The organism is Bacteroides sp. 43_46 (assembly GCF_001915455.1).
GTDB lineage: Bacteria > Bacteroidota > Bacteroidia > Bacteroidales > Bacteroidaceae > Bacteroides > Bacteroides caccae.
The window spans coordinates 13291-25451 of record NZ_MNQN01000124.1 but is presented as its reverse complement, the minus strand read 5'-3'; the positions used below and the strand labels follow the sequence as shown (position 1 = coordinate 25451).

At 44.8% G+C, this 12161-nt stretch carries 12 protein-coding genes and 1 tRNA gene; 2 read left to right on the top strand and 11 right to left on the bottom strand.

Annotated features, from left to right (window positions below):
• Position 1 precedes the first annotated feature (1 nt).
• On the top strand, positions 2 to 607 hold the full coding sequence (locus BHV72_RS14300) for an OmpH family outer membrane protein (protein WP_005678490.1): 606 nt from the start codon (positions 2 to 4) through the stop codon (positions 605 to 607).
• Positions 608 to 711: 104 nt separating this feature from the next.
• Here BHV72_RS14300 and BHV72_RS14295 read toward each other — a convergent pair whose 3' ends face one another.
• Both BHV72_RS14295 and BHV72_RS14290 read right to left on the bottom strand, forming a co-directional pair.
• Positions 712 to 1053 (bottom strand): hypothetical protein, encoded by a 342-nt coding sequence (locus BHV72_RS14295; RefSeq protein ID WP_005678491.1) that lies wholly within the window; start codon positions 1051 to 1053, stop codon positions 712 to 714.
• 3 nt (positions 1054 to 1056) lie between these two features.
• Positions 1057 to 1353, bottom strand: a complete 297-nt coding sequence (locus BHV72_RS14290) for an FtsB family cell division protein (RefSeq protein ID WP_286856243.1) — start codon at positions 1351 to 1353, stop codon at positions 1057 to 1059.
• Between the two features lie 147 nt (positions 1354 to 1500).
• On the opposite strand from BHV72_RS14290, the gene BHV72_RS14285 reads away from it, so the two are divergent.
• On the top strand, positions 1501 to 3357 hold the full coding sequence (locus BHV72_RS14285; protein WP_122118909.1) for a DNA polymerase III subunit gamma/tau: 1857 nt from the start codon (positions 1501 to 1503) through the stop codon (positions 3355 to 3357).
• A 105-nt stretch (positions 3358 to 3462) separates the two neighbouring features.
• Here the strand turns inward: BHV72_RS14285 and BHV72_RS14280 are convergent, their stop codons facing one another.
• The 9 genes from BHV72_RS14280 to BHV72_RS14240 all read right to left on the bottom strand — a co-directional run bounded on the left by BHV72_RS14280 (position 3463) and on the right by BHV72_RS14240 (position 12136).
• A complete protein-coding gene (locus BHV72_RS14280) occupies positions 3463 to 3702 on the bottom strand; it encodes a PspC domain-containing protein (RefSeq protein ID WP_005681588.1) in 240 nt (79 codons plus the stop codon).
• A gap of 73 nt (positions 3703 to 3775) precedes the next feature.
• Positions 3776 to 3852: transfer RNA gene (locus BHV72_RS14275), tRNA-His, on the bottom strand.
• Between the two features lie 65 nt (positions 3853 to 3917).
• Entirely contained in the window at positions 3918 to 5072 is a 1155-nt protein-coding gene (locus BHV72_RS14270) for a CapA family protein (protein ID WP_286856240.1), read from the bottom strand.
• Positions 5069 to 5950: a bifunctional methylenetetrahydrofolate dehydrogenase/methenyltetrahydrofolate cyclohydrolase FolD gene (folD, locus tag BHV72_RS14265; RefSeq protein WP_005681584.1), complete on the bottom strand. Its 882-nt coding sequence runs from the start codon at positions 5948 to 5950 to the stop codon at positions 5069 to 5071. Before folD ends, BHV72_RS14270 begins: the two co-directional genes overlap by 4 nt.
• A gap of 202 nt (positions 5951 to 6152) precedes the next feature.
• Positions 6153 to 7538, bottom strand: coding sequence for a cytochrome c peroxidase (locus tag BHV72_RS14260; protein ID WP_005678499.1), 1386 nt, complete (start codon positions 7536 to 7538; stop codon positions 6153 to 6155).
• Positions 7539 to 7558: 20 nt separating this feature from the next.
• Positions 7559 to 8344 carry a cytochrome c biogenesis protein gene (locus tag BHV72_RS14255; protein WP_005681583.1) on the bottom strand — a complete coding sequence of 262 codons (786 nt, stop codon included), beginning with the start codon at positions 8342 to 8344 and terminating at the stop codon, positions 7559 to 7561.
• Positions 8328 to 9206 (bottom strand): cytochrome c biogenesis ResB family protein, encoded by an 879-nt coding sequence (locus tag BHV72_RS14250; protein ID WP_005681582.1) that lies wholly within the window; start codon positions 9204 to 9206, stop codon positions 8328 to 8330. Before BHV72_RS14250 ends, BHV72_RS14255 begins: the two co-directional genes overlap by 17 nt.
• A 226-nt stretch (positions 9207 to 9432) precedes the next feature.
• The gene (gene ffh / locus BHV72_RS14245; protein ID WP_005678502.1) at positions 9433 to 10755 is read right to left on the bottom strand and encodes a signal recognition particle protein; all 1323 of its coding nucleotides are present in this window, start codon (positions 10753 to 10755) and stop codon (positions 9433 to 9435) included.
• 58 nt (positions 10756 to 10813) lie between these two features.
• Positions 10814 to 12136, bottom strand: a complete 1323-nt coding sequence (locus tag BHV72_RS14240) for an MATE family efflux transporter (protein WP_005678503.1) — start codon at positions 12134 to 12136, stop codon at positions 10814 to 10816.
• Between the last annotated feature and the right edge of the window lie 25 nt (positions 12137 to 12161).

Below are 12161 nucleotides of genomic sequence, written 5' to 3'. Positions count from 1 at the left end.
TATGAATAGAATGAACTACCTCATGAACGGTTTGGCTGCTCTTGCGTTTATTGTTTTATTTTCACAATGTGCCGGCAAAACTGACAATCAAACTTCAACAACTCCGGCTCAGGTGAATGCCGAACTGTCAGGAATGAAAATCGCCTATGTTGAAATAGATTCGCTATTAGCTAAATATAACTTCTGTATTGACTTGAATGAGGCAATGGTGAAGAAGAGCGAAAACGTTCGTATGACACTGAATCAGAAAGCTACTGCTTTGAATAAGGAAAAACAAGACTTCCAGAAGAAGTATGAAAACGGTGCTTTCCTGTCACAGGATAGAGCTCAACAAGAATACAATCGTTTGGCTAAGATGGAACAAGACTTGCAAGAGTTGAGTAACAAACTCCAAAACGGTTTAATGGAAGAAAACAATAAGAACAGTTTGCTGTTCCGTGATTCTATCAATGCTTTCTTGAAAGAATATAATAAGACACATGGATATAGCTTGATTTTCAGTAATACAGGTTTTGATAATCTGCTTTATGCTGATAGCGCGTTCAATATCACAAAAGAAATCGTAGACGGGTTGAATGCAAGATATTCACCTGCTGCTAATAAGTAACTTTTTTTAGCTTTTCTCTTATAAAAGAGATTTCATTGTTTATATTAGAAATATGTAAATTATAATGTTCCTGTTCTAGGCTGTGAAGTTTTGGACAGGTTTTTTTATGCCCTTTCCTTTTCTTCTTCCTGTGGAATACGGAAGGCGGTGTAGAGTTCGAGTATGGCAGCAATAGTGAGGCAGGCAATCCATTCATTGCCTCGTGTGGTAAACATGAAAGCACCAGTCAGTATAAGAGCGAGTGCTCCGAATATCTGCTGAACACGGAGACGTTTCAGTGTCTTGCTTTTCCCTTTTACCGGGGTGTTTACTTGTGCCAGTGCAATGAATCCGGCTCCAATAGTATATATGTAGGGTGCATAAATCCAGCCTGTAATGAATACGGCTGCTCCTGTGAGGGCCATTACGGCGCCTACGCCAAAGAGGGCGGGTACTAGTTGCTTCATTCTTTAATCTTCAAAAACGTAAATATCTTCATTGGGTTTCTTCATCAGATACTTTTCGCGGGCGATCTGTTCGATAGCGTCCGGATTGGTACTTATTTCATTAAGGCGCTTGGTATTCTCTTCGTAATCCGCCCGGTACTTTTCTATTTCTTCTTTCAACTGGCTGATCTCCCGTTCGTATCCAAGACGGCGAAGCAGGCTGTTTTCATCCAAAAAAACGATAATGACAACAAATGCGACGATAGTGATAAGATACTTGCGTCGGCATATAAATTCCCAGATACTGATTAGTTTACCCATAATTAATCTTTTTAATCTCCGCAAAGATAAAACTAATAACTTAAAAACTTATCGCTTCTGCTTCAAAACTTCTCTCTCTATCCCTTATTACTTATCACTTTTTTGTGTACATTTGCAAGCAAAGCAAAAATAGAGAAAATCCCGGATATGGAAAACTATATTGTATCGGCCCGTAAATACCGTCCCTCCACGTTCGAATCGGTGGTAGGACAGCGGGCGCTGACCACTACGCTAAAAAATGCAATTGCTACTCAGAAACTTGCTCATGCGTATTTATTTTGCGGACCGCGTGGGGTAGGAAAGACTACTTGTGCACGTATCTTCGCCAAAACAATCAACTGCATGACACCTACTGCCGACGGTGAAGCTTGCAACCAGTGTGAATCTTGTGTTGCCTTCAACGAGCAGCGGTCGTATAATATCCATGAGCTTGATGCAGCTTCCAACAACTCGGTGGACGATATTCGTCAGCTGGTGGAGCAGGTGCGTATCCCGCCACAGATTGGCAAGTATAAGGTTTATATCATCGACGAGGTACACATGCTTTCGGCTTCTGCATTCAATGCGTTTCTGAAAACGCTGGAAGAACCTCCCCGTCATGCTATTTTCATCTTGGCCACGACGGAGAAGCATAAAATTCTTCCGACCATTCTTTCCCGTTGTCAGATTTATGATTTCAATCGTATCAGTGTGGAAGATACGGTGAATCATCTTTCGTATGTTGCTTCGAAAGAAGGAATCTCAGCAGAGCCGGAAGCACTGAACGTGATTGCCATGAAAGCAGATGGAGGTATGCGCGACGCATTGTCTATCTTCGACCAAGTGGTGAGTTTTACCGGAGGAAATATTACGTATAAGAGCGTGATTGACAACCTGAATGTACTTGATTACGAATATTATTTCCGTTTGACGGATTGCTTTCTTGCCAATAAAGTGAGTGATGCGTTGTTGCTTTTCAACGATGTGTTGAATAAGGGATTCGACGGAAGTCACTTTATAACCGGATTGTCTTCTCACTTTCGCGATTTGTTGGTAGGCAAAGATCCGGTAACACTTCCTTTGCTTGAGGTGGGAGCGAGTATCCGCCAACGTTATCAGGAACAGGCGCAGAAATGCCCGTTGCCTTTCTTGTATAAGGCGATGAAGCTCTGTAACGAATGTGATTTGAATTACCGCATCAGCAAGAACAAGCGTTTGCTGGTAGAACTGACCTTGATACAGGTTGCGCAGCTTACCACCGAGGGGGATGATGTGAGTGGTGGGCGTAGCCCTAAACAGACTATAAAACCCGTGTTCTCACAACCTGCCGCCGCTCAGCCGTCGCAGGTAGCTTCCGCTTCATCTGTACAGCAGGCTCCTGTTCATTCGTCACCGGCTTCGGTTACTGCTAATGTCACTCCCAACAGGCAGCCGCAGATGGCTACGACGGCAAGGCCTGTATCGCCTTCTGCTACGAATACGACTTCATCCGCTCCTTTGCCGGGCGCAGGAATTCCTTCGGTTGCCAAAGAGGAACGAAAGGTCCCGGTGATGAAGATGTCCAGCCTGGGCGTATCTATCAAGAATCCGCAGCGTGATCAGGCCGCGCAGAATGCAACTGTAGCTCATGTTCCCAGAGTACAGCAACCGGAACAAGACTCTAACTTCAATGAACGGGATTTGAATTATTATTGGCAGGAGTATGCAGGTCAGTTGCCGAAAGAGCAGGTGGCTATCGCAAAACGCATGCAGGTGCTTCGTCCGGTGTTGCTCAATAACTCTACCACTTTTGAAATTGTAGTGGATAATGAGATTGCTGCAAAGGACTTTACGGCATTGATTCCTGAGTTGCAGGATTATCTCCGTGGCCGGTTGAAGAATAGTAAAGTGGTGATGACGGTACGGGTGAGTGCACCGACAGAAACGGTTCGTGCAGTAGGTCGTGTGGAGAAGTTCCAGATGATGTCTCAAAAGAATCAGGCATTGATGCAGTTGAAAGAAGAATTCGGATTGGAACTGTATTAGTTTCGGGTAAGAAATTCCCGCTTCCTTTTTCTGCAAGACAAGAATAGAAATGACAAACGCCGGCAGACTTGCAGTGTTCTCACTCAAGTCTGCCGACGTTTATTTTTAGTGTAATCGGTTGTTCATACGGTCCTCATATCCATCTCCCGGTCTTCTTTCCGGCATTACGATCCATAGGATGATATATATGATGATTCCGGCAAAAGCGGTGAAGATTGTTGCTAATACATAGACGATTCTTAATAGGGTGGGATCCCAGCCGAAATAATCGGCGATTCCGGCACATACCCCTGCAACCATTCGGTTACCGGCGGAAGCTCTGGTTAATTTTTTGTTATTTTCCATAATATACTGTTTTTGTATAAGAAAAAAGCTCCGAATATTACTACTCGAAGCTTTCATCAATTACTCTTATTGTTGGGGTGGAAGACCGGACTCGAACCGGCGACATTCAGAACCACAATCTGACGCTCTAACCAACTGAACTACATCCACCATGTCTGCGTTTCTCTAACGCGGTGCAAAGATAGATATTATCTTTAAATCTCCAAAGAATTCTATTACTTTTTTTTATAAAAAGTGTATTCTTTTATTCCCCGATTGTGCTTGCTGAAAAGGGATCGCGCATCATTCGTGAAGATTTTCAACGAGTTACGGGCTTTTAAAGGAACTAACTCTATCGGTAAGTTTACCGGAAGTAATTGGTGATTTTTTTTCTCAGATTGAACCGGTCGTGCTGTCCATACTAAGCTATACTCGCAGTTGTTGAGGCGGACGGTACTATCCTTTACCAGTTCCATTTTTACCATGAGTCCGCCGTCGGTACGGCGGGCGGACATATTGGAAATATAATTTCCCAAAGAATATACGACAAGATGTTTGTCATTTGTCAGGCTATCCGTACGGACTTCAATTGGTTGGACAACGTGCGGATGTGAACCAATGACATGGTCTACTCCTTTTTGAAGAAGCCAGCCGACAAGGAACTTTTGCTCTTTATCAGGAAGGGATTGATATTCGATTCCCCAATGCATACAGGCGATAATGGCATCCGGATGCAGTGTCTTGCTCACTTCGATGTCTTTGGCGATAATAGCCGTATCAATATAGTTCACGATATTGGGAGGAGTAACGGCGATTCCGTTGGTTCCATACGTATAGTTGAGCAGGGCGATACGGAATCCGTTCTTTTCTAACAGGAGCGGATATTTCTTTTCGCGTTCTTCGGCATTGGTGTACGTACCGGCATGAGGGATATTCAGAGAGTCGATCAGAAGAATAGTACGTTCCAATCCTGATCTTCCGCGGTCGAGACTGTGGTTGTTGGCTGTCACCAGTACGTTGAAACCGGCGTCGTGAATGGCGGTGAGGAATTCGTCGGGTGCGCTGAAAGCAGGATAACCTTTATAGGGCTTTCCACCCAAAGTAACTTCCAGATTGGCTATGGCAAGATCTACACTCCCAATTTCTTCTTTCACGTATTCAAAGCAAGCGGAGTAATCATAAGTCCCTGTTGCGGTACGCGCAGCATTGATCTGTCCTTGATGTTGCATGAGATCGCCTACGAAAAGAAGCCGCAAGGTGTCGGCAGACATGATGCTGTCGGGTGTCGACAGAGTATCAGATAAGGTATTAATAGAATCTCTCCTTGCCTGCGACCGGGAGGTGCAGGACAGGGAGAGAAATAAAATCATCAGAAACAGTGCATGTCTCATTGATAAATGGCTTTCTTACCGGCTAAAAGTGTATTTTTCATTAACGATACTATCGTCATCGGACCAACGCCACCCGGTACGGGGGTGATGTAAGAGCATTTTGGCGCTACTTCGTCGAACTTCACGTCACCGGTCAGCTTGAATCCGGATTTCTTAGTTGCATCTGGCACACGGGTAGTACCTACATCAATTACGACTGCACCTTCTTTTACCATTTCAGCCTTCACAAAGTTGGGCTGTCCCAAAGCGGCAATGATAATGTCGGCTTCCTGACATTCTTTTATCAGGTCTTTGCTGCGGCTGTGACATACGGTGACGGTTGCGTCTCCCGGATAAGCCTTCTGCATCATCAGGGCAGCCATAGGCTTGCCGACGATATTGCTTCGGCCGAGTACGACACATTTCTTGCCCGAAGTCTCAATTTTGTAACGCTTCAGTAGTTCGAGGATACCGTTGGGAGTGGCAGATACATAACACGGAAGTCCGATAGACATACGTCCTACATTAATAGGGTGGAATCCGTCTACGTCCTTGCGGTAATCAATCGTTTCGATAACTTTCTGTTCGGAGATATGTTTCGGTAACGGGAGTTGGACGATGAATCCGTCTACGTCACTGTCTTCATTCAGTTCACGTACTTTGGCGAGCAGTTCTTCTTCGGTCACGTCGCTTTCGTAGCGGATGAGGGAAGATTTGAACCCACAAACTTCGCAGGCTTTTACTTTGGCGGCTACATAAGTTTCGCTGCCACCGTCGTGTCCCACAAGGATAGCTGCCAGGTGGGGACGTTTACCGCCCTGAGCCACAATTTCGGCTACTTCGGCTGCAATCTCTTGTTTTACTTGTTCGGAAATGGCTTTTCCGTCTATCAGAGTCATATTTTCAGAGTATTTATTGGTGATAGGCAAAAGTAAAATAAATAACTGAACTCTCCAAAAGGATTGTTGTTTTTGTCGGGATACAAAAAAAGCAGAGGCTCTATTTAGGTGAAACAGAGCCTCTGTTTACCCCAAATAGAGCCTCCATTTGATGCAAATAGAGCCTCTGTTCGGAAACAGGCTAAAAAGGACTTTTTCCTGATTAGATTTCCATATTCTTATTCGTTAATAGCTGTCCTTTGTACTCTCCGGTCAGTGTGCGGAGGAAGGCTACAATCTTATCTACTTCCTGTTGTGGCAAATCGATGCCCAACTGGTATTTAGCCATTGCACGGACTGCGTCATCCATAGTAGCCATGCTGCCGTCGTGGAAATATGGAGCGGTCAGTTCGATATTCCTCAGACCGGGCACTTTGAAGCGGTGGCGGTCACGTTCTATTTGAGTCTGTTTGAAGCGGCCGTTGTCTTCTTCAGTCATTTCTGCCTGTCGATCGGCAAAGTAATCGTGCTGTACGCCTATCAGTTCATAAGATTTCCCTCCCAGGATTTCTCCTACATGGCAGGTTGCGCAATCATACTTCTTGAAAAGTTCGTATCCGGCGATTTCGTTTTCGGTGATTGCATCTTTTTGTCCTTTCAGATAGCGGTCGAAGCGTGAGTTGGGAGTCAACAAAGTCTTTTCAAACTCCTGAATGGCGTCTGTGATATTCTTCTCGCTCAATCCGTCGGCATACACTTCGTTGAATGCGGATACGAAATCTTTGTCTTCAGCCAATTTATCGATAATCTGGTCGAATGATTCGCAAGCCATTTCCACTGGATTCAACGGAGGACCGGCAGCTTGTTCGGCAAGAGTTCCGGCACGGCCATCCCAGAATTGAACGAAATTGTATGCGGCGTTGTATACTGTCGGGGCATTGACGCCACCAAACTGTCCGCCTACACCTTCGGAATATTGTTTGTTGTCCACGCCGCCTGTATCCAACCCGTGGCAACTGGCACATGATACGGTATTGTCAGCAGATAAACGTGTGTCATGATACAACAAATTACCCAGAACGACTTTGCGTACATCCACTGCGATAGAATCGGCAATGGGACGAATGGGTTCGTTGGCAAATTCCGGTGCTACTGTAATGTCCGTATACATTCCCATACGGTGACTTTTTACCCAGTTCAGTGCGACTTCCTTTTTTGCGTCATTGAAGGAAGCCCCCCAATGCACAAGGTAATATTTTGCCTGGGGCATTTTTCCGTCGAGGATCACTTTTTCTATTTTGGCCAGGTCTGCCGGATTGAGGGGCTGTCCTGCTTCCAGATCTGCCTCCATTTGGGTCATGTCGAAGGCACGGTATGCCTTGCTGACGTCTTCCATTACAATTTTTCCGGCCACAGGCATGCTTGCATAGAACGGTAGGTCCGGTGTTGAGGTATGACATCTCAAACATCCTGCATCCGTAATAATCTGCTGCATCTGCGCATTTGCTTCCAGATCGGCAGAAGGTACGCGGTGCATAAGTCGATAAGTGACTGCTAATGCCGCTACTACTACCAACAGTGCCACAATTAGTTTTGTACTTTTCTTCATTTCACATTTGTTTTTTTAGATTAGTTATTACGATTATATAAGTGTACGCTTTGTTGAGCCGCCGGTAAATAATTTACTCCGTACCAGCACATCTGCAAAGCCAGGAAGGACATGATGAGCAACACATAAAGCGTTTTCCGTCCCGTTTTCCGAAAAAGACGGAGGTGTACGTAAAGTAAATACCCTGCCCAAGTGATGACTGCCCAAGTCTCTTTCGGATCCCAGCTCCAATAGTTTCCCCATGCTTCTTTTGCCCAAAGGGAACCTAGCAGCATACCAATGGAGAGGAATGCTATTCCCGCATAAACCAAATTGTCGGCTGTGTGCAAGTATTCTTCCTTATGGCGGAACAACCCAGTCAATGCGATTATAAAAGCACAGCCCAATACAGAGTAAGAGAACATATATACGGTGACATGGGGAATGAACCATATGCTTTGCAGAGCCGGCATTAGTGACTGGTCGTGTATCTCGGGTTTCATCAGATTGATAATGACAAAGACTGTGGCGAGCAGTGCCGAGAAAGAAAGAATCCAACGATACTGCCATCTGATATAAGTCAGTAGTCCGGCTATGCCCATGAAGAAAGAGTACCACAAACGGGTTTCCCCCATAGTGCGTAACGGAGGACGTTGCAGGAAGAGCCATAATCCGGTAATGAATACGGCCAGAACGATAATTCCGCCTGACGTAAAACCGATTGCTGTCTTACTTCTCGTTGACGAGCGAAGGGCAAATACTGCTCCTATCAGCCATAAGCAGATAGATACTGCTGCAAATACATAGAAATTATCCCAGTTTATCATCTGTTTTAGGTCCGTTAATGAATAGAAGAATAGCTCCCGCAAGCATCATCAGGATACCTGCTACTATTATATATTTCCAGGGTTGCTTTACTACCTGCAAGATGCAGTACTCACTCTCGTTGCCTTTCGTTACGTCATAGCCGGTGAGGTAAATATCTTCTCCCAACCGATAGGCGTATGGGTGATTGACCTCAAGCAATGCTTTTTCATTTCCCAGACGTACATTGGCGGCAAAGCGGGAAGGACGCCCGTTCGGGTAGTATTCTACGGCAAAAGAGTTGAGTTCGATTTCATAATCCAAATAATGCGATGCACCGTTCATGTCGAATGCTTCGCGTGATGGCTCACCTTTATATATAGGTATACGTAAAGTCTGTGTGTCACTGCTTCCTAGAAAACCGGCAAATAGAGCCAGCCATAGCCCCGCGTGATTCAGGATGAATCTCCAACGTGCCTGTTTGCGGTAATGATAGGCGTGAATGGTAATCATTGCCAGGTTACTTAATAAGAACAGAAGTATGGCGATGAATATCCAGGAAGTCATAAAGTTATAGCAACCTAAAAAGGCTGGAAGCCCTTCACGCATTTTTGCTTCCGCATCGGATAGTTGAGGGAAAAGACCTATTATCAGGCAACCGCAGATGAGTAATCCGATAGATAGGATACTTGCTTGGGAAGAATAGAGGAATCGGGTAAATTTTGCAATTTTATATTCCTTATACAACATCCATAACAAGAAAAGCCATAGCGCCGCAAAAACAAGATTGAGCGGAAAGGCGAAAAAGGAAACCGGAAAATTTCCCGTAAGTAGTTGCATCGCAACTGCCAGTGAAATATATACCATTACGTAGACGTAGTGCATATTCGTGCTTTTGTTCTGTTATTTTTTGCAAAGTAAACAAATAAAAATGAATATACATATAAAATCTATGTAAAATTGTAATCATTACAATTGAATGACAGAGCTGATGTGATTATAAGGAGAAAATCACATAAAGTAGATGTAGGAAAGGAGAGGAGGGGTTTAAAAAAATAAAGAAAGGAAGCCGGAAGCTTCCTTTCTTTATTAGAATTTGAAACGAAATCTTTTATTTCTTCATCTTAGGCATCATCTTACCCATTTTGCTGCTGGTTACCATTTTCATCATTTTACGAGTCTGGTCGAATTGTTTCAACAGGCGGTTTACTTCCTGAATCGTTGTACCGCTACCTTTCGCGATACGTGTGCGGCGTGAACCGTTCAGGATTTCCGGGTTGGAACGCTCTGCCGGAGTCATGGAGTAGATGATAGCTTCGATACTCTTGAAAGCATTGTCATCGATATCAATGTCTTTGATTGCTTTTCCTACTCCCGGAATCATGGAAGCAAGGTCTTTCAAATTACCCATTTTCTTGATTTGTGCAATCTGGCTGAGGAAGTCGTTGAAGTCGAATTGATTCTTGGCAATCTTCTTCTGTAAACGTTTAGCTTCTTCTTCGTCGTATTGTTCCTGCGCACGTTCTACCAACGAAACGATATCACCCATACCGAGGATACGGTCTGCCATACGGGCAGGGTGGAACTGGTCGATCGCGTCCAACTTTTCGCCTGTACCTACAAACTTAATCGGCTTGTTGACTACCGAACGGATAGAAAGCGCCGCACCACCACGGGTATCACCGTCGAGCTTGGTCAGTACCACACCGTTGAAGTCCAGACGTTCATTAAATTCTTTGGCCGTATTCACAGCGTCCTGTCCGGTCATGGAATCAACCACAAACAGAATTTCGTTCGGATTGATTGCTTCCTTGATAGCGGCAATCTCGTTCATCATCTGTTCGTCTACTGCCAGACGTCCGGCTGTATCGACGATTACGAGGTCGTATCCTTTGGCTTTAGCTTCCTGGATAGCGTGTTGCGCGATTTCTACCGGGTTCTTGCTTTCCAGTTCGCAGTACATCGGTACGTCAATTTGCTCTGCCAACACACGCAACTGTTCGATAGCTGCCGGACGGTAAACGTCACAAGCTACCAGTAATGGCTTGCGGTTCTTCTTGGTTTTCAGCATCCGGGCCAGCTTACCGGAGAAGGTAGTCTTACCGGAACCTTGCAAACCTGACATCAGGATTACTGCCGGGCGGGCATCAATATCAACTTCGACAGTCTCGCCACCCATTAACTGGGTCAGTTCGTCGTGCACGATTTTCACCATCAACTGGCTTGGTTTCACTGCTGTAAGTACGTTCTGTCCAAGAGCTTTTTCTTTCACGGTATCTGTGAAATTCTTTGCTACCTTGTAGTTTACATCGGCATCAAGAAGTGCCTTGCGTACATCTTTCAGCGTTTCCGCCACGTTAATTTCGGTGATTTTGCCTTCACCTTTCAGAATCTTGAATGACCGTTCTAGTCTTTCACTTAAATTATCGAACATAGTTATTTAATTACGAATTAATATTTTGAGCCTGCAAATGTACAAAAATCTCTTGTATTTATATCTTTTTATTCTGCCATTTTGCTTTTTTGAGATAAATATAACTCGTTATCAATAACAAGGTATAGTACACAATCTCAATGGTAAAGCAGATTTCAATCGGTGCTTTGAGCCACATCCCGATGAAAATGATATACGAGCCGTAAATGATAATTGTAATTGTTTCGAGCAGTAAGGCGGCTTGTGTGTTTCCTGTGCCCGAGATACCGTTGAACACAACATTGGCTACCGATGCGATGAGCATGGCGATACAAATCACATAGACTGAAGGGACGGATTCTGCAATCAGTGCTGCCTCACTGGTATAGACGGACAACAGTAGTTGCGGGAATAGTGCTGTGACTGCTACCAGCCCCAGCATAATAAAGAACGAGAATCTCGCAATTTTATTAATAAGCGGCATTACGTGCTTGATACCTCCCGCACCGATAGCATTACTGACAAGACTGTTTGTGGTGGTTGCCAGTGAATTGACCGGAATCAGCAATACGACGTAGATACTCCGGACTATGTTGGCAATCGCCAGTTCCCGTTGTCCCAGCCGTTCTACGGCAACAAAGAATACGAACCATGTAGCCATTGACAGGAAGTATTGGAGCATGGTGAAGCAGGAAATGCTGAGAATCCGCATCAACAGTGCAGGGTCGAACGAACGCAGACGGTTCAGTCCGTATTTCTTTAAGTCGATAGTGACATATGTGTAGATGAGGAAGAATAGGATAGAGGAGGCTTCGGCCAGTACGGAAGCAATGGCGGCTCCCTTGATACCCATTTCGGGCAGACCGAATTTCCCGAAGATCAGTGCGTAGTCCAGCACGACATTGGTCAATGCCATGACGACTGCGTTAATGGTCAGCACTTTAGTACGTGTGATTCCGATATACAGTGCCCGGAACATAACATTGATGAATGAGAAGAAGAATCCGTAGATACGCCAGTCCAGAAACTCCATTGTCCCTTTGTAGATTGATTCCGAGGAAACCAGCAACCGCATGATGTTGCCGCCGAAAGCCTTGGTGAAACCGAAGAGTAGTAATGCCATTACAAATAGGAACATAACTCCCTGAATCATCACCGGACCTACATCTGTGTAGCGTCCTTCGCCGTTACGTCTCGCAATGACGATTTGCGAACCGGTACTGAATCCGAATGCGATGGTGAATACACATATATAGAATAGTCCGCCCATAGCAGAAGCTCCCAAGGCAACTTCACTTACGTGACCCAGGAACGCCGTATCGGTGACATTGATGACATTTTGTGCCAGCAAGCTGAGTAGTATCGGGTAACTGACACTCCAAATCTGTTTGTTGGTATACATATTAAGCGTTTAAGTTTACATTTTG

Bases quoted from the DNA above. Each gene is read 5' to 3' on its own strand.
- BHV72_RS14300 (WP_005678490.1), top strand. From the start codon at position 2: ATGAATAGAATGAACTACCTCATGAACGGTTTGGCTGCTCTTGCGTTT.
- BHV72_RS14295 (WP_005678491.1), bottom strand. From the start codon at position 1,053: ATGAAGCAACTAGTACCCGCCCTCTTTGGCGTAGGCGCCGTAATGGCC.
- BHV72_RS14290 (WP_286856243.1), bottom strand. From the start codon at position 1,353: ATGGGTAAACTAATCAGTATCTGGGAATTTATATGCCGACGCAAGTAT.
- BHV72_RS14285 (WP_122118909.1), top strand. From the start codon at position 1,501: ATGGAAAACTATATTGTATCGGCCCGTAAATACCGTCCCTCCACGTTC.
- BHV72_RS14280 (WP_005681588.1), bottom strand. From the start codon at position 3,702: ATGGAAAATAACAAAAAATTAACCAGAGCTTCCGCCGGTAACCGAATG.
- BHV72_RS14270 (WP_286856240.1), bottom strand. From the start codon at position 5,072: ATGAGACATGCACTGTTTCTGATGATTTTATTTCTCTCCCTGTCCTGC.
- folD (WP_005681584.1), bottom strand. From the start codon at position 5,950: ATGACTCTGATAGACGGAAAAGCCATTTCCGAACAAGTAAAACAAGAG.
- BHV72_RS14260 (WP_005678499.1), bottom strand. From the start codon at position 7,538: ATGAAGAAAAGTACAAAACTAATTGTGGCACTGTTGGTAGTAGTAGCG.
- BHV72_RS14255 (WP_005681583.1), bottom strand. From the start codon at position 8,344: ATGATAAACTGGGATAATTTCTATGTATTTGCAGCAGTATCTATCTGC.
- BHV72_RS14250 (WP_005681582.1), bottom strand. From the start codon at position 9,206: ATGCACTACGTCTACGTAATGGTATATATTTCACTGGCAGTTGCGATG.
- ffh (WP_005678502.1), bottom strand. From the start codon at position 10,755: ATGTTCGATAATTTAAGTGAAAGACTAGAACGGTCATTCAAGATTCTG.
- BHV72_RS14240 (WP_005678503.1), bottom strand. From the start codon at position 12,136: ATGTATACCAACAAACAGATTTGGAGTGTCAGTTACCCGATACTACTC.